Consider the following 17,574-nt stretch of genomic DNA (forward strand, 5'->3'; position numbering starts at 1 on the left):
ACGAGCGCGGCGCCGGCACCTCGCCGTGCCCGGCGCCCGAGGGACCGACTCCGCTTCATCGCCCTCAGCGCGCGAGCGCCTCGGCGATCGGCACCGAGGTCTCCTCGTCGCCGTTGCCGAAGCGGATCGTGCGCCCGATCGTGCCCGGGTCCTCCAGGGTGGCGACGATGACCGCCGCGACGTCGGCGCGGGAGACCTCGCCGCGCCCCTCCGGATCGATGCGGATGCGACCGGTCGGGTCGTCGAAGGTCAGCGTGCCGGGGCCGAGGATCGTCCCGTCGAGGTCGGAAGCGCGCAGATGCTCGTCTGCGGCCCACTTCGCATCGGCGTACGGGAAGAAGGAGTCGTCCTCCGGCACGCCGTGATCGGCCGTGGAGCCGATCCACGACACCATGACGTAGCGTCGCACGCCCGCGCGCTCCGCCGCGTCCATGGTCCGCTCCGCCGCGTCGCGGTCGACGGCGTAGGTGCGCTCCGGGCTCCCGCCTCCGGCACCCGCCGACCACACCACGGCATCGTGTCCGCGGATGATCTCGGTGAGGGCGTCGACGTCCATGGTCTCGATGTCGGCGACGAGCGCGATCGCGCCGCCGTCCTCCACCTCCGTCACGTGATCGGGGTTCCGGATCACCCCGGTGACCTCGTGACCGCGGGCGACGAGGAGCGGGGCGAGCAGCAGGGCGATGCGGCCGTGGCCGCCGAAGACGAGGATGCGCGACATGTCTTCACCCTACGCGCCCCGACTGACGTCAGCCCGGGGTCTGCGAACTGTCGATGACGAAGGCCTGCGGATGCGAGGGGAGGTACCGCACGACGACAGGCGTCCCGGTCGGGATCCACGCGTCACGGTCCGGGTACACGGCGGGGGTGAAGAAGTCGCTCTCCAGCGTGTACTCGGTGCCGTCGGCCGCCGTGAACGTCACCCAGTCCCCGTCGACCGTGCCCGTGGTGGGACGACCGTTCTCGAAGATGTACGCGCGGGTCACCGGGACACCGGTCAGGCTCAGGATCCCGATGATGAGGGAACCGAGCATCACGAAGGCCAGGACGCGGAAGAACACGCGGACCACGGAGCCGCCGATGTTCCCCCTGGATCGCGTGCCCGCCGGAACAAGGCCTTCCCGCTCACGGACAGCCCGCAGCGAGCCCCCTCCGGTCGTGCCTCGCGCGGAGACCGCGAACAGCCCGAGGATCGAGAACGCCGCGATGAAGACCATCGCATAGCCGTGCGCGGCGGGGAAGTTCACCAGCCACATCAGCGTGTCGAGGGGGTTCATCGTGCCGCCTCCTTCTCGATCGTGACGGCGACCGTGTGCGGGTCCTCCCGCCGGTAGAACGCCCAGATCGGTGCCCCGACCTGCAGGCGCGACACGGCCTGCGGGTAGACGAACACGGTGGTGTCGGCCTCCCACGGCTCTGCCCCCTCGGGGGCCACGAGCACCTTCAGCGCGAGTTCGCTCTGCCCCTCACGGCGCCGTCCGGTCGGACGCACCTCGACGACGGACGCGGGCACCTGGGTCCCCGTCGTACGCGCGCGGACCTGGGACGGGTCGATGAGGCCCCGGTCGATGCGCCACTGGAGCATCGCCTCTCGGACGCTCGGGTCGCTGAGGTCGGCGAGCTCGACCGTGTCGGGGTCGTCGACGTTGTAGCGGACCGGGACGGGCTGCCCCACCTGCAGCGCTCCGACGTCACCGGCGTCGAGCAGCATGCGCAGCTGTCCGATGAAGTCGTCGCCGACGCTGGGGCTGACCCGGATGAACAGGTCGTACTGGGGCACGTCGTTCACGGTCACGCCGGTGCGCGACATCTCGACGACGGTGCCGACGCCGATCTGCGTCGGCCCGCGGACCTTCTTACGCCGCGCCAGACCCGACATCGATCCGCCGAAGGTGAGCAGCAGGCCCCAGGCGACGCCGATCACGATCGGTCCGCCCAGGCCGTCACCGCTCGCGAAGGGGAGGATCGACTCCCGCTGGTTCACGCCGAACAGGCCTTCCCCCACCCACACCACGAGCCACGCGGAGAGCAGCAGCCAGACGACGGTCAGGACGATGCGCAGCATGCCTCCCAGCGTATCCACAGGACGCTCCGGACGACGAAACGGTCAGGACGAAACCACGGCTCCCGTCTTCGCGAGCGCCCGGACGACACCGGCCGCAGCGGCCCTCCCCGCCCGGTTCGCGCCGATGGTGCTCGCGGAGGGGCCGTACCCGACGAGCTGCACCCGGGGGTCGGCCACCGCCGTCGTACCGCGGCCGCCGCGGTCGAGCTGGATCCCACCCGCGGCACTGCGCAGGTGGAGCGGGGCGAGGTGGCCGATGGCCGGCCGGAACCCCGTCGCCCACAGGATCACGTCCACCCGCTCGAACGATCCGTCGACCCAGCGCACGCCGTCGGGCTCGATGCGCTGGAAGAGCGGTCGACGGTCGGCGTACGCGCCCAGGCGCTCCGCTTCCCGTTCCTGGGGGCGCAGCATGAGACCCGTGACACTGACCACGCTCTCCGGGGGCAGCCCGGCCGCCACCCGCTTCTCGACGAGCGCGACGGCGGCGGCACCGGCCTCCGGTGTGAAGTCATCATCGCGCCAGACCGGCGGGCGTCGGGTGACCCACAGGGTCTCGGTGAGGGGAGCGAGGGCGCCGAGGAACTGCACGGCGGATGCACCGCCGCCGACGACCAGCACCCGCTTGCCGCGGAAGTGCTCCGGACCCGGGTAGTCGACGGTATGGAACTGCTCCCCGAGGAACGTCTCCATCCCCGGATAGTGCGGGAGGAAGGGCTGCGTCCAGGTGCCGGTCGCGTTGACGAGGGTGCGGGTGCGCCACTCCCCCTCGTCGGCCTCGACGACCAGGACGCCGTCGTCATCGTGGACCCGGCGGACGTGCACCGGCCGCAGCACCGGCAGATCGTGGGCCTTCTCGTACGCGGCGAAGTACTCCGGTACCGCGATGTTGGCCCGCCGCTCGTCCCGCGGCGGCGCGGTGTCGCCCGGGAGCTCGGCGACCCCGTGCACGTCGCGCATCGTGAGGGCGTCCCATCGGTGCTGCCACGCTCCCCCGGCGCGAGCATCGGCATCCAGGACGACGTGCTCGATCCCGCGGCGGCGCAGGTGGAACGACGCGGACAGCCCGGCCTGGCCGGCGCCGATCACGATGCTGTCGAGAGTGCTCACGATGGATCGAACGCCGTCGCTCCTCCGGATGTTCCTCGCGCCCCGACGCGCCCGGGCAGCCCGTCCCGATTGGTGCGGATGCGGATTCGTGTAGTAGTGTTTTCACGTTGCCCGGAGCACTCCGGAACAGCGTCTGGGCCTGTGGCGCAGCTGGTAGCGCACCTGCATGGCATGCAGGGGGTCAGGGGTTCGAGTCCCCTCAGGTCCACGAAAAGCCCTCGGTTCGCCGGGGGTTTTTGCGTTTCCGTGGCGTGCTGCATCACGCGAGATCAGGCGCCCGCGCCCTATCAGGCATTCACCGCCCTCCCTGCCTGATGCCGCGCCATCGCCTGACTGAGGAGCATACGAAGACGAAACAGTCATCACGGTAGCGTGTTACATATGCATGCTTCCGTCGCGCGACGCGGTCGCCGCTTCGCTCCCGGCACGAGGTCTCACTCCCGTGCAGAGCACCTTCACCGACGGTCTCGACGCGCTGATCGACGACCCGGAGCAGCAGACCGTCCTGGAACGCGACTACTCCTACTTCACCGGTGCACAGCTCGGCCTCCTCCTCGACCGCATCGCTCCCGACTGGAAGACGCAGATCGAGCCGGCTCCCGTCGGGTCCGCGTCGACCCCGTTCGCGACGCTGCAGCGCGTGACCGGCGTGACCACGGCACCCGACGAGGCACAGCTCCGCACGATCGTCGACCGCTACCTCCCCTAGCCATCCATCCTCTCGCTCGACCTCAGGCATTCGCGCGAGATCAGGCTCCGATGTGCGAGGTCGCCTGATCCCGCGTGGATGCCTGAGGCGGCGTCCCGGACATCGCCCGGAAAAACATGGTGTGGCGTGGCCGCGGCTCCATCGTCATAGGAAGGGCATCGACAGATCATAGGGCCGCCACCGGTCCCCTTCCTACCGTGGAGGCATGAACACGACATCCTCTCCCGCGCAGAAGCGCCTCGCCTGGCTCTCCGGCCTCGTCCTCGCGGGCGGCCTCGTCTTGAGCGGCTGCGCCGCAGCCACGACCGCCGAACCGACGACCTCTGCCTCGTCGTCCGCCTCGGCTTCCGCCGCCGCCTCGACGGATGCCGGAACGACCGCGGGGACGATCGCCGACACGTCCGCCGCCGCCGAGGCTTTCCTCGCAACGCTGACCGACGAGCAGAGGGAGGCCGTGCTGTACGACTTCGACGACGAGACGAAGACGACGTCGTGGTCGAACTTCCCGGTGACCTTCGTGCAGAGGGCAGGACTGAACCTCACCGATCTGACCCAAGAGCAGCGGACGGCGGCGCTCGCCGTGCTGGAGGCTCTGCTGAGCGACGAGGCCTACGCCACCGTCACCGGGATCATGGGGGGCGACGAGTACCTCGCCGAGAACAGCAGCAGCACCGAGGATTCCCTCGGGCAGTACTACATCGCCTTCTTCGGCGATCCGACGGCGACCGACAGCGCCTTCGAGGTGCAGTTCGGCGGGCACCACCTCGGTATCAACGCCACGCTGGACGGCAGCACCGACGCGATCACGTTCGCGCCCACGCACCTCGGCGTCCAGCCCGCCGTCTACACGAACGAGGACGGCGAGGAGGTGCAGCCGTTCGACGGGATCTACACGGACGCCTTCGCGTTCTTCGACAGCCTCACCGCCGACCAGCAGGCCACGCTGACCTCCGGCGATGTGAGCATGTGCGCACCGGGCGACACGTGCGATTTCGTCAGCGGAGCCGGGCTGTCCGGGGCCGACCTCTCCGACGAGCAGCGGGACCTGCTGCTCCAGCTCATCGCGAACTGGGCCGGGATGAGCGACGAGGAGACCACGGCGTCCACGCTGGCCGACATCGAGGAGACGCTGGATGACACCGTCATCGCCTGGTCCGGGGCGACGACGTACGACATGAGCACCGGGAACGGCATCGACTTCTCGATCTCCGGCCCGAAGGTGTACGTCGCGTTACAGGCGCAGCAGGGCTCTGCGGGCGCCGACGTCGACGGCGTGACCACGTCGGGCTGGGGGCACGTGCACACCATCTACCGCGATCCGACCAACGACTATGCGAACAGCGTCACCCAGCAGGCCGCGTCCGGCATGGGCGGCCCGGGAGGCGGCGGCACGCCCCCTGCTTCCTGAGGTCGGAGCCGGCTCCGTAGCCGCCCCCGCCACGGCCCGTCAACGGTCTCCCCAGGGTGCGCATGCCGGCGTAGACAGAGGGCATCCGACGAAAGGAGACGACATGTCCAACACGACTCCCCCGATCCCGCCTCTCCCGCCGATCGCCGACGGGGACGCCGACGACGTCCCGACGCGCGAGGTGGACGGCGAAGAAGTGCTCGACGAGGATGCGGACGACGCCCAGATCGACAGTGCGGAGGCCGACCGCGCCGCCGTCGCCGGCGACGACGACTGATCCGGACACAGGAAAGGGCACCGCCTCCTCACGGAGGGGTGCCCTTTCTCACGCGGAGCCGGCTCAGGTGGCCAGCAGCGGCGGTCGATGCGGGATCGCGATGGGACGCGTCGCCCGGCTCGCCCCCTGCATCCGCTCGACCTCCTCCAGCACCTCGAACGCCGTGCCGTATCGGATCGCGAGCGGAAGATCGCGCAGCCACGTCACCTCGACTTCGGTGTCGGCGAGCTCGTACACGCAGGCGACGACATGGCGCGGGTCGTTCGGGGGATAGCGCAGATCGTTGATCACCCACTCCGACGGCGTGATGCGGTGAAGCACGAAACGGGGATCAGGAACTTCTGACATCAGTCGGCCCTCCAGGACTCTCTGATGACGAGCCTCCGATACCCCGCCAGGGAAGGGAAGGGCCTTGACACCCTCACGAGGAGGTGCAGGAGAATGGTGTGATCGGCTCGTTCAGCCTTGGGGACGCACCGTGAGATCCGTGAGGTGGGCGTCCCGCGGCAGGTCGAGCGCGGTGAGGATCGTCGTCGCCACCGCCTCCGGCGTGATGAACCGCGTCGCGTCGTACTCCTGGCCTTCCTGCCGGTGCACCCGCTCCTGCATGGGCGTCGCCGTCCGCCCCGGATACACCGAGGTCACGCGGATACCGTGCTCGGCCTCCTCCTGCCGCAGCGCGTCAGCGAGAGCCCGCAGGCCGTGCTTCGAGGCCGCGTAGGCCGACCACCCCGGGCTCGCCCGGAGCCCGGCGCCGGAATTCACGAACACGACGTGCCCCCGCGAGACCCGGAGCACGGGCAGCAGGAGACGGGTGAGCTCCGCCGGGGCGACGAGATTGACGGCGAGCTGCTGGTCCCAGAGCGCCGGGGTGAGCTCCCCCACCGTCCCGAGATCGACGACGCCGGCCGCGTGCACCAGGGAGTCGATGCGATCCGGCAGACTCTGCTTCGAGAGCGCCCACGAGAGGCGTCCCGGCTGGGCGAGGTCGCCGACCAGGGTCGAGACCCCCGGCAGCTCCTCGGCGATCTGTCGCGCGCGTCCCGCGTCGCGCGCGAGCACCACGACGTCGTCGCCGCGCTCCACGAGCCGTCGGGCGAGGACCGCGCCGATGCCCGACCCCGCACCGGTCAGCAGGTGCGTGGCCATGTCAGGCGTTGTCAGCCGACGCTTCGGCGACTTCGAGCGGGATGACCGGGCAATCCTTCCACAGACGCTCCAGGCCGTAGTAGACCCGCTCCTCCTGGTGGAAGACGTGGACGATGAGGTCGCCGAAGTCCAGCAGCACCCAGCGCGCCTCGGCACGCCCCTCCCGGCGCACGCGCTTGTGTCCGGACTCGACGAGACGGTCCTCGATCTCGTCGGCGATCGCGGCGACGTTCCGCTCGCTGTTGCCGGTCACGAGGAGGAAGATGTCGACGAGCGGAAGCGGCTCGGAGACGTTCAGTGCGACGAGGTCCTCACCGCCCTTGGCCACGGCGGCGTCGGCGGCGATGCGCAGCATCTCTTCGGCGGTTTCGGGTGATTGCATCAGAAGACGTTTCCTGTGAAGGCGATGACCAGGGCCGTGCCCAGGCCCAGCGCGAGGGCGCCCGCGACGATGGCGGCGATCAGCATCAGCCGGTTGCCCTTCTCGGGTGCCGGCGGACGGATCACCTCGCCGGCGGGCTTGATGGTGCTGACCGCGGAGCTCGCCGCGATCGGAGTCGGGGACGACGCGGGCGGGAGTTCCCCGTCGATGAGGACGGCGTCGACCTCTTTGCCGTCCGTGGTGCCGTGAGCGTGCCCCTGCGAACCGAGCCCCTTGGGCAGTTCGTAGGACCCCGTGACGAGGATCTCGCCCGTGGAGGCCACCGGCCCGGACAGCGAACCCTCGCCGGCCGACGGCGTGAAGATCAGGGCGTTCGGTGCCGAGTGCTGGGTGCCCCCGGAGTCGTTCGAGGTGAGCAGCTCGTCGAACGAGGGACGGAACGGCGCGGGCTCGGCGGGTGCATCCTCCTGGAGCACCCCCTCCCCGAACGTCGGGCTCACGGTCGGGCGCTCGCCCGCCTCGATGTCGTCGTCGACCTCCTCCTCGAGGAGATCCTCGTCCGAGGCCTCGTCCTCCGCGGGGACGCCGAGTACCTCCGACAGATCCTCCGGAGCCGACTCCGTCTGCGCACCCTCGTCCTCGACGAGGGGCACCGTGCCGACGGTATCGGCGACGTCGGCGGCGCTGACGGGCTCCGCGGCGACCTCGTCATCGACGACGTCGTCCTCCTCCGTCGGTGCCGCCGGCTGCTGATCCGCCGCGACGTCGTGCCCGGCCTGATCCTCCGCGCCGTGGACCGGGACCGAGGCGGTCTTGATCTTCTCCTGCTCCCGCGCCTGGCGGCGGGTCAGCGGAGCGGCGCCGGGCTCGACGGGGCCTGCGGCGACCGGCGCCGGGGGGACGACGACGGGCTCGGCGGCGCGGGGCAGCGGCTGGGCGGGAGGAGCGGACTCCGCGGCGGCCTTGGCCTCTTCCTCGCTGATGATCGGGGTGGATCCCGTCAACCGGATCTCCCGCAGCTGCTTCCGCGTCAGCGGACCTCGCTGATCCGATGTGCTCATGCCTTGCTCCGATACAGATGATGCTTCGCGATGTACTGGACGACCCCGTCGGGGACGAGGTACCAGACCGGTTGATCGTCACGGACACGCTCACGACAGTCCGTCGACGAGATCGACAGCGCCGGCACCTCGAGCTGGCTGACGTCGTCGCTCGGGAGGCCGTCGATGCTCAGAACGTGTCCTGGGCGGGAGACCGCGACGAAGTGGGCCAACTCCCACAGTTCATCATGGTCTCTCCAACTGAGAATTTGCGCCACGGCATCGGCGCCACTGATGAAGAACAGCTCGGCGTCCGGACGCTGGGCCTTGAGATCGCGGAGGGTGTCGATCGTGTACGTCGGTCCCGCGCGGTCGATGTCGACCCTGCTCACCGTGAACTGCGGATTGGACGCCGTGGCGATCACGGTCATCAGGTAGCGGTGCTCGCTGGGCGTCACGTCCGCCTTCTGCCACGGGCGACCCGTCGGGACGAACACCACCTCGTCGAGATCGAACGAGTGCGCGACCTCGCTGGCGGCGACCAGGTGGCCGTGATGGATCGGATCGAAGGTGCCGCCCATCACGCCGATGCGCGGTGCGCGCGTGGTCGCGGTGCTCATGAGGGCCTAGTGGCCGTGTCCCGCCTCGTGGTCCTTGCCGTGCTTTGCCGCCCAGGCCTCGGCCTTCGCCGAGTGACGGTTCGCGACGTTCTTGTACGACAGCGTCACGATCCCGAGCGCGGCGAACACGATCGCGGCGATGACTCCGAAGATCAGGGTGTCGAGGGCCACGTTGCCGTGGTGCTCGGTCTCTGCGGCGGCCATCGCGATCTGTGCGACGAGGTTCATCCTGACTCCGTTCGTGGCGTGCTGTCTCGGGGGTCCTGTGGGGATACAGCGTCCCCCAGTCTAGCCCTCACCCGCGCGTCTGACCTGCCCCACGCGCGAGCCATTTCGTACTGGTCAGTTCGGCGAGCCCCATTGGACCGCGCGTGTGCAGCTTCTGCGTCGAGATCCCGACCTCGGCGCCGAAGCCGAACTCGGCCCCGTCGGTGAACCGGGTCGAGGCGTTGGCCATCACGACCGCGGAGTCGACTTCGGCCAGGAAGCGTTCCGCGTTGCGCGCGTCGGTGGTGATGATCGACTCCGTGTGACCCGTGCTGTAGCGGCGGATGTGGTCGAGAGCGTCGTCGAGGGTGTCGACCACCTTCATGGCGACGTCGAGGCTGAGATACTCGGTGGCCCAGTCCTCCTCCGTGGCCGGGATCACGTTGGCGACGAGGCCCGCCACGACATCGTCGCCGTGGATCGCCACGCCCTCGCTCATGAGCGCGCTCGCGACGAGGGGGATCAGCCGCGGGGCGGCCTGCCGGTGCACGAGGACCGTCTCGACCGCGTTGCACACGCTCGGCCGCTGCACCTTGGCGTTCACGACGATGTCGCAGGCCCAGTCGTCGGGGGCGCTCTCGTCGAGCAGGATGTGCACGTTCCCCGCGCCCGTCTCGATGACCGGCACGGTCGACTCCGTCACGACGGTCTCGATGAGACCGGCGCTGCCGCGCGGCACGAGCACGTCGATGAAGCCGCGGCCGTGCATGAGCGCCTTCGCGCCGTCGCGCCCGAAGTCGTCGACGGTCTGGATCGCCTCCGGCGTCACGCCCGCCGTGCCGAGGGCGGCGCGCATCACGTCGACGAGCACCGTGTTCGAGTCGCGCGCGGCGCTTCCTCCGCGCAGGACCACGGCATTGCCGGATCGCAGCGCGAGAGCCGCGATGTCGACGGTCACGTTGGGACGCGCCTCGTAGATCGCGCCGACCACCCCGAACGGGACGCGCACCTGCTCGAGGGCCACGCCGTTGGGCATCCGATGGCCACCCACCACCCGGCCGACGGGATCGGGCAGCGCGGCCACCTGCCGGACGGCGGCTGCGAGAGCCGACACCCGCTTCTCGTCGAGGCGGAGCCGATCGATGAGGGACTCGCCGATGCCGTCGTCACGCCCGCGCGCGACGTCGCGCTCGTTGGCCTCGATGATCCGGGCGGCGTTCGCCTCGAGGGCGACGGCGACGGCTTCCAGCGCCCGCGCCTTGTCGTCGCTGGTGAGGGCGGCGGTCTCCCGCGAGGCCTCCTTGGCCCGCTCCAGGCGCGTCTGAGGGGTGAGGTCGGTCATCCGCCCAGTCTAGGAGGTGGCCGGCTCGAACCAGGTTCCGATGTCGGCACCCGCGAGCGCCTGGGCGACGAGGTCCGCGCTGGTCACGAGGACGCCGATGCCGGAAGCCGCGGCCAGCCGGGCCGCGGAGACCTTCGTGGCCGCTCCCCCGGTGCCGACGCTGTTGACGACGGTGGCGCCGAACTCCAGCCCGGAGAGATCGGCGTCGGGGGCCACGATGTCGATGGGCTCCGCGCCGGGGTCGCTCGGCGGGCGCGTGTACAGCGACTCGATGTCGCTGAGGAGGATGAGCGCGTCGGCCTCGATGAGCTGGGCGACGAGAGCGCCGAGCCGGTCGTTGTCGCCGAAGCGGATCTCCTGTGTCGCGACGGTGTCGTTCTCGTTCACGATCGGCAGGATGCGCAGCCCCAGCAGACGCTCCATGGCGCGACGCGCGTTCGACCGCGACGTCGGGTTCTCGAGGTCTCCGGTGGTGAGCAGCACCTGACCGGCGACGATGTCGAAGGGCCGCAGGGCCTCCTGATACCGGTAGACGAGGATGTTCTGGCCGACCGCGGCCGCGGCCTGCTGCGTGGCGAGGTCGGTGGGCCGCGCGTCCAGGCGGAGGAAGGGGATGCCGGACGCGATCGCTCCCGACGACACGAGCACGACCTCTGCTCCGCGGGCATGCGCCGCGGCCAGCGCCTCGACGAGCACCGGGATGCGCCAGGACGACTCGCCGCTGATGGACGACGAGCCCACCTTCACGACGATCCGCGTCGCCGTCGCGAGGTCGGCGCGCGTGCGTGCGGTCACGCCTCGTCCTCGCGGTAGGTGGCCAGGCGCTCGGCCTCCAGCTCCGCGCGCGCCTGCGCCTTGGCGTCCATGCGCTCGTAGTACTGCTCGCGCCGCTCGGACGTGGTGCGGCGGGCGTTCGGCGCCAGACGCGGGTCGGTGCCGCGGGGTGCCGTCATGAGCTCGGCGGCGGAGCTCATCGTCGGCTCCCAGTCGAAGACGATGCTGTCGCCTTCGCCGATGACGACGGTCGAACCCTGCACGGCGCCGAGGCGGAAGAGCTCGTCCTCGACGCCCAGCTTCTCCAGACGGTCGGCGAGGTAGCCCACGGCCTCCTCGTTCTGGAAGTCGGTCTGCTGCACCCAGCGCACCGGCTTCTCGCCCAGGATGCGGTAGATGTTGCCGTAGGTGCCGCCCTCGACGCGGATCGTGAACGGCTTCACGGAGCCCTTCGGCCGGATGACGACGCGCTCGCGCGGCGCCTCGACCGCGGTCTCCTTGCGGTGCTGCTCGACCAGCTCGCCGAGCGCGAGCGTGAGGGGGCGCAGCCCCTCGTGCGAGACCGTGGAGATCTCGAACACCCGGAAACCACGGGCTTCCAGGTCAGGACGCACGAGGTCGGCGAGGTCACGGGCCTCCGGCACGTCGACCTTGTTCAGCGCCACGAACTGCGGGCGCTCCAGCAGCGGCGTCTGCCCCTCCGGCACCTCGTACGCGGCCAGCTCGGCGAGGATGACGTCGAGGTCCGAGATGGGGTCGCGGTTCGGCTCCAGCGTCGCGCAGTCGAGCACGTGCAGCAGGGCGGAGCAGCGCTCCACGTGCCGCAGGAACTCGAGTCCGAGCCCGCGTCCCTCGCTGGCGCCCTCGATGAGGCCGGGCACATCGGCGACGGTGTAGCGGAAGTCCTCCACCTGGACGACACCGAGGTTCGGGTGCAGCGTCGTGAAGGGGTAGTCGGCGATCTTGGGCCGTGCGGCCGAGATCGCGCCGATGAGGCTCGACTTGCCCGCGGACGGGTAGCCCACGAGCGCCACGTCGGCGACGGTCTTGAGCTCGAGCACGACATCGCCCTCGAAGCCCGGGGTGCCGAGCAGGGCGAACCCGGGAGCCTTGCGCTTGGGGGTCGCCAGGGCCGCGTTGCCCAGTCCACCCTGACCGCCCGCGGCCACGACGAAGCGCTCGCCCGGCTCGATCATGTCGATCAGGACGTCGCCGTTCGGGTTCTTGACCACGGTGCCGACCGGGACGGGGAGCTCCAGGGTCTCGCCGTCGAAGCCGGAGCGGTGGTCGCCCATGCCCGGTCCGCCGTTGCCCGACGAGCGGTGCGGCGAGTGGTGGTACGACAGCAGCGTGCCGGTCTGCGTGTCGGCGACGAGCACGATGTCGCCGCCGTCGCCGCCGTTGCCGCCGTCCGGACCGCCGAGAGGCTTGAACTTCTCCCGGTGCACGGAGACGCAGCCGTTGCCGCCCTTGCCTGCACGCAGGTGCAGTGTGACGGTGTCGACGAACGTGACCATGTGCGAGTCCTTCGGTTGCTCAGGGTGCCTGACGGCAGATACACGGACGGGGCGAGCCGAAGCCCGCCCCGAACCGGATGTTTAGCGTGGTGCTGTGATCACTCAGCAGCAGCGACGATGTTGACGACCTTGCGGCCGCCCTTCGCGCCGAACTCGACCGCACCGGCGGCCAGAGCGAACAGCGTGTCGTCGCCACCACGGCCGACGTTGGCGCCGGGGTGGAAGTGGGTGCCGCGCTGGCGGACGATGATCTCGCCGGCGAGGACCTGCTGACCGCCGAAGCGCTTCACGCCGAGGCGCTGTGCGTTGGAGTCACGACCGTTACGGGTGGAGCTTGCGCCCTTTTTGTGTGCCATGTCCTGGTCTCCTCGGTCTTACTTGATGCCGGTGATCTTGACGCGCGTGAGCTCCTGGCGGTGGCCCTGACGCTTCTTGTAGCCGGTCTTGTTCTTGTACTTCTGGATGACGATCTTCGGGCCGCGGAGGTTGCCGACGACCTCAGCCGTGACGGTGACCTTCGCCAGCGCGTCGGCGTCGGTGGTCACCGTGGAGCCGTCGACGAGCAGCACGGCGGGCAGCTGGATCTTGTCGCCCTGGGCAGCCTGAACACGGTCGAGCTGAACGATGGTGCCGACCTCGACCTTCTCCTGCCGGCCACCGGCGCGCACTACTGCGTAAACCACTTCATACCTGTTTCGTTGGGGAGCACGCGGCTCCGAGAATCTCACGGGAAGACTGTTGCTTGCATGCGTCGCTGGTACGACGGGCGCGAATGCAAGACTCTCCGCTTCGGCCGTCGAGGACGAGGCGGCATGCGCACCAAGGGACTACTTTACCGGATGCCGGACGACCTCGCAAAGTGAGCCGGGTGACGGGGCCGGTCGTAGGCTGACGGAGTGACCGTACTCGTCGACGACCCCCGCTGGCCCGCCCACGGACGCCTGTGGGCGCACCTGGTCAGCGACGACAACCTCGACGAGCTGCACGCGTTCGCGCGCAGCCACGGGATCCCGGCGCGGGCCTTCGACCTCGATCACTACGACGTCCCTGAGGACGCGGTCCCCCGGCTCATCGCCGGCGGTGCACAGCACGTCTCCGGCAGGGAGCTGGTCACCCGCCTGATCGCGTCAGGCCTCCGGGTCCGCGGACGCGACCGGCGCCACTGACGCCTCCGAGCTCACGGACACCGGCGTGCCGGACAGCGCGGCGGTGGTGACCCGACGCCGTCCACGACCCTGACCCGGCGCCTTGGGCTCCGGGAGCGCGTCCAGGACCGAGTCGAGAAGCTCCTCGGTCGGCGTCTTCGGCCCCTTGCGGTCCCCGCGCTTCTTCCGGGCCTTCTTCGGGCGCTCGGACGCGGGAGCCGGTGCGGGCTCGGCGCCGGGAGCCTCGGCGACCGCGTCACCGGCAGGCGCGATCGTGGACGCGGCGATCTGCGCGAGGGCCGACTTGGCCCCCTCGGTGATGCTGTGGGTCACCGGCGGGGCGGCGGGGGCGGAGTGGTTTCCGCCGCCGTTGCCGTTGCCGTTGCCGCCGTTGCCGCGCTGGCGGCGTCCGCCGTTGCCGTTGCCGCCGTTGTTGTTGCCGTTGCCGTTCGCGCGGTGCTTCACGACCGGGTCGTGGTGCACGATCACGCCGCGACCCGCACACACCTCGCACGCCTCGCTGAAGGTCTCCAGCAGGCCGAGGCCGAGCTTCTTGCGCGTCATCTGCACGAGACCGAGCGAGGTGACCTCGGCGACCTGGTGCTTCGTCCGGTCGCGGCTCAGGCACTCGATGAGTCGACGCAGCACGAGGTCGCGGTTGGACTCCAGCACCATGTCGATGAAGTCGACGACGATGATGCCGCCGATGTCCCGCAGACGCAGCTGGCGGACGATCTCCTCCGCGGCCTCGAGGTTGTTCTTGGTGACGGTCTCCTCGAGGTTTCCGCCAGAGCCGACGAACTTGCCGGTGTTGACGTCGACGACCGTCATGGCCTCGGTGCGGTCGATCACGAGCGAGCCGCCGGAGGGCAGCCACACCTTGCGGTCCAGCGCCTTCTCGATCTGCTCGGTGATGCGGAACGCGTCGAACGGGTCGACGTCGTCCTCATAGGCCTCGACGCGCTCGAGCAGGTCGGGCGCGACGCTCTCCAGGTACGCCCGGATCGTGCGCTGCGACTCCTCGCCCTGGATGAGCATCTTCGTGAAGTCCTCGTTGAAGACATCGCGGACGATCTTCACGAGCAGGTCGGGCTCGGCGTGCAGGAGCGCGGGGGCCTGCTGGCTCTCGACCTGCTTCTGGATGTGCTCCCACTGCGAGGTGAGGCGCTGCACGTCGCGGGTCAGCTGCTCCTCGGTGGCGCCCTCGGCCGCCGTGCGGACGATCACGCCGGACGACTCCGGCAGCACCTCCTTGAGGATGCGCTTGAGTCGCGCGCGCTCGTTGTCGGGGAGCTTGCGGCTGATGCCGTTCATCGAGCCGCCGGGCACGTACACCAGGTAGCGGCCGGGCAGCGAGATCTGGCTCGTGAGGCGGGCGCCCTTGTGACCCACGGGGTCCTTGGTGACCTGGACGAGCACGCGATCGCCCGGCTTGAGCGCCAGTTCGATGCGACGGGGCTGGTTGCCGGTCTCGACGCCGTCCCAGTCCACCTCGCCCGAGTAGAGCACGGCGTTGCGGCCGCGACCGATGTCGACGAACGCGGCCTCCATGCTGGGAAGCACGTTCTGCACGCGACCGAGGTAGACGTTGCCGATCAGCGAGGCGTCCTGATTGCGGGCGACGTAGTGCTCCACGAGCACGCCGTCCTCCAGCACGCCGATCTGCGTGCGGCCGTTCTTGGAGCGCACGACCATCTTGCGGTCGACGGACTCCCGGCGTGCGAGGAACTCGGCCTCGGTCACGACCGGACGACGACGACCGGCGTCGCGGCCGTCACGACGGCGCTGCTTCTTGGCCTCGAGGCGTGTCGAGCCCTTGATCGCCTTGGGCTCGGTGATGTACTCGACGACGCGCTGACGCTGCCGCGGCTCGTCGCGCTGCTGGTCGTCGCCCTCGGAGCCGCCACGGCGACGACGCCCCCGGCGGCCTCCCCCGGACTCGTCCTGGTCGCGCTCCGGCGCACGGTCGTCGCGACCGGGGCGAGCAGGAAGCGGGACGATCTCCGGTGCGTAGAAGTGCAGCTGGGTCGACACCTGCGACACGAAGACCTCGGGCAGCAGTCCGAGCGACACGGCGGTGACCGGCGCGGGCTTCTCCGCCTGCGCAGGGACCTCGGGCTCGGCAGGAGCCTCGGGCTCGGCAGGCGCCTCGGACTCCGCGGGAGCCTCGGACTCCGCGGGAGCCTCGGACTCGGCAGGAGTTTCGGGCTCGGCAGGCGCCTCGGACTCCGCAGCGGCCTCGGACTCCGCGGGAGTTTCCGACTCCGCGGGAGTTTCCGACTCCGCGGGAGCCTCGGACTCGGCAGGAGCATCCTCCGTCAGAGCCTGCGCTGCGGGAGCCTCCCTCTCCGCCTCGAGCTCTGCGGCGTCGGTGGGCGCCGTCAGCGGCTCCGCGGCATCAGCCGGGGCGTCGAGGGCGGGGGCGTTGTTGTCATTGTTCTCATCGGCCATCTCTGGCGTGCTCCCTGGCACGGTCCACTGCGTGTCCCGTGAAATCTCATGCGGCACCCGCGGGTGCCGCGAACTCAATCGGCCTGCGACCGGCTCATGGCTCTGGTCGCGTGGGGCATGGGCCCCGAAGTCTGCTCGACGCGTGTCGCGGCAACGCCGTTCATCGCATCACAGGTCATTATCGCACCAAGTCGGTCCGATCGCGGCATCCCGTCGCTCACCGCCCGTTTTCTCCGGGCGGTTCTCGCCCTTTCCATAGCCGTCGCTGGGATAATCCTGAGCATGAGCGAGCAGCGCACCCGCCCCGTCGTCTATGCCGTGTGGTTGATCATCGCGAGCGTCATCGGCTGGTACGCCGCCTTCCAGCTCACCGTCGAGAAGTTCGCACTGCTGGAGAAGCCGCAGAAAGCGCTCGGGTGCGATCTCAGCCCGTTCATCCAGTGCAGCGTCAACCTGCAGTCGTGGCAGGGATCGGTGTTCGGCTTCCCGAACCCGATCATCGGTCTCACCGGCTGGATGGCGCCGCTCGTCGTCGGCGTCGCGATCCTCGCCGGGGCGCGGTTCCCGCGGTGGTTCTGGGCGGCGTTCGGGGCGGGCATCACCTTCGCCTTCGGCCTCGTGTGCTGGCTGATCGCGCAGAGCCTGTACAGCCTCTTCGTGCTCTGCCCCTGGTGCATGGTCACCTGGGCCGTGACGATCCCCACCTTCTTCGCCACGATGGTCCATCTCGCCCGCAACGGCACCTTCACGAGCAACGCGAAGGTCCGAGCGCGCGCCGAGAAGCTCATGCCGTGGGTGCCGCTGGCGACCGTCATCGCGTACGCGCTCATCATCTTCCTCGCGCAGCTGCAGGGACTCGACTTCCTCGGCGAGATGGCGAAGATCCTCTTCTGATCTCTCCGTGAGAACGACGAAGCCCGTCCGCCATTCCGGCGGACGGGCTTCGTCGTGAGGGTCGGGATCAGTCGAACCAGATGCCCAGCTCGCGGGCGGCCGACTCGGGGCTGTCCGAGCCGTGCACGAGGTTCTGCTGCACCTGGAGCCCCCAGTCGCGACCGAAGTCACCACGGATGGTGCCGGGCGCGGCGGTCGTGGGGTCGGTCGTGCCGGCGAGAGAGCGGAAGCCCTCGATGACACGGTTGCCGGCGAGACGGATCGCCACCGAGGGGCCGGACATCATGAACTCGAGCAGGGGCTCGTAGAACGGCTTGCCCTCGTGCTCGGCGTAGTGCGCGGCGAGCAGGTCGCGGTCGGGCTCGACGAGGCGGATGTCGACGAGGGCGTATCCCTTCGCCTCGATGCGGGCGAGGATCGTGCCGGTGAGGCCGCGGGCGACACCGTCCGGCTTGACGAGGACGAGGGTTTCTTCGGTGGCCAT

Annotated in this window: 22 protein-coding genes and 1 tRNA gene; 6 read left to right on the forward strand and 17 right to left on the reverse strand. The window is 70.0% G+C overall.

Annotated elements, in window-relative coordinates; genetic code table 11:
• Positions 1 to 64 precede the first annotated feature (64 nt).
• The 4 genes from AC2W7E_RS02925 to AC2W7E_RS02940 are packed head-to-tail and all read right to left on the reverse strand — an operon-like array spanning position 65 to position 3,175.
• Positions 65 to 721 carry an SDR family oxidoreductase gene (locus tag AC2W7E_RS02925; protein ID WP_025104957.1) on the reverse strand — a complete coding sequence of 219 codons (657 nt, stop codon included), beginning with the start codon at positions 719 to 721 and terminating at the stop codon, positions 65 to 67.
• Between the two features lie 28 nt (positions 722 to 749).
• Positions 750 to 1,277 carry a hypothetical protein gene (locus tag AC2W7E_RS02930; RefSeq protein ID WP_249521157.1) on the reverse strand — a complete coding sequence of 176 codons (528 nt, stop codon included), beginning with the start codon at positions 1,275 to 1,277 and terminating at the stop codon, positions 750 to 752.
• Positions 1,274 to 2,065 (reverse strand): hypothetical protein, encoded by a 792-nt coding sequence (locus AC2W7E_RS02935; protein ID WP_485988498.1) that lies wholly within the window; start codon positions 2,063 to 2,065, stop codon positions 1,274 to 1,276. The genes AC2W7E_RS02930 and AC2W7E_RS02935 overlap by 4 nt, the downstream gene beginning before the upstream one ends.
• A 42-nt stretch (positions 2,066 to 2,107) precedes the next feature.
• On the reverse strand, positions 2,108 to 3,175 hold the full coding sequence (locus tag AC2W7E_RS02940) for a flavin-containing monooxygenase (protein ID WP_485988499.1): 1,068 nt from the start codon (positions 3,173 to 3,175) through the stop codon (positions 2,108 to 2,110).
• A gap of 135 nt (positions 3,176 to 3,310) precedes the next feature.
• Between AC2W7E_RS02940 and AC2W7E_RS02945 the strand changes: the two genes are divergently transcribed.
• From AC2W7E_RS02945 to AC2W7E_RS02960, 4 genes are all read left to right on the forward strand, one after another.
• Positions 3,311 to 3,383 (forward strand) — tRNA-Ala (locus AC2W7E_RS02945).
• Positions 3,384 to 3,560: 177 nt separating this feature from the next.
• Positions 3,561 to 3,884, forward strand: coding sequence for a hypothetical protein (locus AC2W7E_RS02950; protein WP_485988500.1), 324 nt, complete (start codon positions 3,561 to 3,563; stop codon positions 3,882 to 3,884).
• 205 nt (positions 3,885 to 4,089) lie between these two features.
• Positions 4,090 to 5,292: a DUF3500 domain-containing protein gene (locus AC2W7E_RS02955; RefSeq protein ID WP_485988501.1), complete on the forward strand. Its 1,203-nt coding sequence runs from the start codon at positions 4,090 to 4,092 to the stop codon at positions 5,290 to 5,292.
• 103 nt (positions 5,293 to 5,395) lie between these two features.
• On the forward strand, positions 5,396 to 5,569 hold the full coding sequence (locus tag AC2W7E_RS02960; RefSeq protein WP_164498152.1) for a hypothetical protein: 174 nt from the start codon (positions 5,396 to 5,398) through the stop codon (positions 5,567 to 5,569).
• A 63-nt stretch (positions 5,570 to 5,632) separates the two neighbouring features.
• On the opposite strand, the gene AC2W7E_RS02965 is transcribed toward AC2W7E_RS02960, so the two are convergent.
• The 11 genes from AC2W7E_RS02965 to rplU form a co-directional block, all read right to left on the reverse strand.
• Positions 5,633 to 5,890: a hypothetical protein gene (locus tag AC2W7E_RS02965; protein ID WP_164498151.1), complete on the reverse strand. Its 258-nt coding sequence runs from the start codon at positions 5,888 to 5,890 to the stop codon at positions 5,633 to 5,635.
• Between the two features lie 138 nt (positions 5,891 to 6,028).
• Positions 6,029 to 6,718, reverse strand: a complete 690-nt coding sequence (locus tag AC2W7E_RS02970) for an SDR family oxidoreductase (protein ID WP_025104964.1) — start codon at positions 6,716 to 6,718, stop codon at positions 6,029 to 6,031.
• A 1-nt stretch (position 6,719) separates the two neighbouring features.
• Positions 6,720 to 7,100 (reverse strand): ribosome silencing factor, encoded by a 381-nt coding sequence (gene rsfS, locus AC2W7E_RS02975; RefSeq protein ID WP_025104965.1) that lies wholly within the window; start codon positions 7,098 to 7,100, stop codon positions 6,720 to 6,722.
• Positions 7,100 to 8,161 carry a hypothetical protein gene (locus tag AC2W7E_RS02980; protein ID WP_485988502.1) on the reverse strand — a complete coding sequence of 354 codons (1,062 nt, stop codon included), beginning with the start codon at positions 8,159 to 8,161 and terminating at the stop codon, positions 7,100 to 7,102. The genes rsfS and AC2W7E_RS02980 overlap by 1 nt, the downstream gene beginning before the upstream one ends.
• The gene (gene nadD / locus AC2W7E_RS02985) at positions 8,158 to 8,760 is read right to left on the reverse strand and encodes a nicotinate-nucleotide adenylyltransferase (protein ID WP_029989831.1); all 603 of its coding nucleotides are present in this window, start codon (positions 8,758 to 8,760) and stop codon (positions 8,158 to 8,160) included. Before nadD ends, AC2W7E_RS02980 begins: the two co-directional genes overlap by 4 nt.
• 6 nt (positions 8,761 to 8,766) lie before the next feature.
• On the reverse strand, positions 8,767 to 8,988 hold the full coding sequence (locus AC2W7E_RS02990; RefSeq protein WP_025104968.1) for a hypothetical protein: 222 nt from the start codon (positions 8,986 to 8,988) through the stop codon (positions 8,767 to 8,769).
• A gap of 67 nt (positions 8,989 to 9,055) precedes the next feature.
• Positions 9,056 to 10,309: a glutamate-5-semialdehyde dehydrogenase gene (locus tag AC2W7E_RS02995; protein WP_485988503.1), complete on the reverse strand. Its 1,254-nt coding sequence runs from the start codon at positions 10,307 to 10,309 to the stop codon at positions 9,056 to 9,058.
• A gap of 9 nt (positions 10,310 to 10,318) precedes the next feature.
• A complete protein-coding gene (gene proB, locus AC2W7E_RS03000) occupies positions 10,319 to 11,104 on the reverse strand; it encodes a glutamate 5-kinase (protein WP_025104970.1) in 786 nt (261 codons plus the stop codon).
• The gene (gene obgE, locus AC2W7E_RS03005) at positions 11,101 to 12,600 is read right to left on the reverse strand and encodes a GTPase ObgE (protein ID WP_025104971.1); all 1,500 of its coding nucleotides are present in this window, start codon (positions 12,598 to 12,600) and stop codon (positions 11,101 to 11,103) included. The genes proB and obgE overlap by 4 nt, the downstream gene beginning before the upstream one ends.
• A 98-nt stretch (positions 12,601 to 12,698) precedes the next feature.
• Positions 12,699 to 12,956, reverse strand: a complete 258-nt coding sequence (gene rpmA, locus AC2W7E_RS03010) for a 50S ribosomal protein L27 (RefSeq protein ID WP_025104972.1) — start codon at positions 12,954 to 12,956, stop codon at positions 12,699 to 12,701.
• Between the two features lie 18 nt (positions 12,957 to 12,974).
• Entirely contained in the window at positions 12,975 to 13,283 is a 309-nt protein-coding gene (gene rplU / locus AC2W7E_RS03015; RefSeq protein WP_025104973.1) for a 50S ribosomal protein L21, read from the reverse strand.
• A 213-nt stretch (positions 13,284 to 13,496) separates the two neighbouring features.
• Here rplU and AC2W7E_RS03020 point away from each other — a divergent pair, with 213 nt between their 5' ends.
• Positions 13,497 to 13,766, forward strand: a complete 270-nt coding sequence (locus AC2W7E_RS03020; RefSeq protein ID WP_025104974.1) for a DUF4031 domain-containing protein — start codon at positions 13,497 to 13,499, stop codon at positions 13,764 to 13,766.
• Here AC2W7E_RS03020 and AC2W7E_RS03025 read toward each other — a convergent pair.
• The gene (locus AC2W7E_RS03025; protein WP_485988504.1) at positions 13,728 to 16,196 is read right to left on the reverse strand and encodes an Rne/Rng family ribonuclease; all 2,469 of its coding nucleotides are present in this window, start codon (positions 16,194 to 16,196) and stop codon (positions 13,728 to 13,730) included. The two genes, AC2W7E_RS03020 and AC2W7E_RS03025, sit on opposite strands and share 39 nt — an antisense overlap.
• 282 nt (positions 16,197 to 16,478) lie before the next feature.
• Between AC2W7E_RS03025 and AC2W7E_RS03030 the strand changes: the two genes are divergently transcribed.
• A complete protein-coding gene (locus tag AC2W7E_RS03030) occupies positions 16,479 to 17,090 on the forward strand; it encodes a vitamin K epoxide reductase family protein (RefSeq protein ID WP_485988505.1) in 612 nt (203 codons plus the stop codon).
• A 67-nt stretch (positions 17,091 to 17,157) separates the two neighbouring features.
• Here the strand turns inward: AC2W7E_RS03030 and ndk are convergent, their stop codons facing one another.
• A complete protein-coding gene (ndk, locus tag AC2W7E_RS03035; protein WP_025104977.1) occupies positions 17,158 to 17,574 on the reverse strand; it encodes a nucleoside-diphosphate kinase in 417 nt (138 codons plus the stop codon).

The sequence above is a fragment of the Microbacterium sp. CFSPD4_SD4 genome (assembly GCF_057364585.1).

Bases quoted from the DNA above. Each gene is read 5' to 3' on its own strand.
- AC2W7E_RS02995 (WP_485988503.1), bottom strand. From the start codon at position 10,309: ATGACCGACCTCACCCCTCAGACGCGCCTGGAGCGGGCCAAGGAGGCC.
- nadD (WP_029989831.1), bottom strand. From the start codon at position 8,760: ATGAGCACCGCGACCACGCGCGCACCGCGCATCGGCGTGATGGGCGGC.
- rsfS (WP_025104965.1), bottom strand. From the start codon at position 7,100: ATGCAATCACCCGAAACCGCCGAAGAGATGCTGCGCATCGCCGCCGAC.
- AC2W7E_RS02990 (WP_025104968.1), bottom strand. From the start codon at position 8,988: ATGAACCTCGTCGCACAGATCGCGATGGCCGCCGCAGAGACCGAGCAC.
- rpmA (WP_025104972.1), bottom strand. From the start codon at position 12,956: ATGGCACACAAAAAGGGCGCAAGCTCCACCCGTAACGGTCGTGACTCC.
- AC2W7E_RS02935 (WP_485988498.1), bottom strand. From the start codon at position 2,065: ATGCTGCGCATCGTCCTGACCGTCGTCTGGCTGCTGCTCTCCGCGTGG.
- AC2W7E_RS02930 (WP_249521157.1), bottom strand. From the start codon at position 1,277: ATGAACCCCCTCGACACGCTGATGTGGCTGGTGAACTTCCCCGCCGCG.
- AC2W7E_RS02980 (WP_485988502.1), bottom strand. From the start codon at position 8,161: ATGAGCACATCGGATCAGCGAGGTCCGCTGACGCGGAAGCAGCTGCGG.
- AC2W7E_RS02950 (WP_485988500.1), top strand. From the start codon at position 3,561: ATGCTTCCGTCGCGCGACGCGGTCGCCGCTTCGCTCCCGGCACGAGGT.
- AC2W7E_RS03025 (WP_485988504.1), bottom strand. From the start codon at position 16,196: ATGGCCGATGAGAACAATGACAACAACGCCCCCGCCCTCGACGCCCCG.
- AC2W7E_RS03030 (WP_485988505.1), top strand. From the start codon at position 16,479: ATGAGCGAGCAGCGCACCCGCCCCGTCGTCTATGCCGTGTGGTTGATC.
- AC2W7E_RS02925 (WP_025104957.1), bottom strand. From the start codon at position 721: ATGTCGCGCATCCTCGTCTTCGGCGGCCACGGCCGCATCGCCCTGCTG.
- AC2W7E_RS02960 (WP_164498152.1), top strand. From the start codon at position 5,396: ATGTCCAACACGACTCCCCCGATCCCGCCTCTCCCGCCGATCGCCGAC.
- ndk (WP_025104977.1), bottom strand. From the start codon at position 17,574: ATGGCCACCGAAGAAACCCTCGTCCTCGTCAAGCCGGACGGTGTCGCC.
- obgE (WP_025104971.1), bottom strand. From the start codon at position 12,600: ATGGTCACGTTCGTCGACACCGTCACACTGCACCTGCGTGCAGGCAAG.
- AC2W7E_RS02970 (WP_025104964.1), bottom strand. From the start codon at position 6,718: ATGGCCACGCACCTGCTGACCGGTGCGGGGTCGGGCATCGGCGCGGTC.
- AC2W7E_RS02955 (WP_485988501.1), top strand. From the start codon at position 4,090: ATGAACACGACATCCTCTCCCGCGCAGAAGCGCCTCGCCTGGCTCTCC.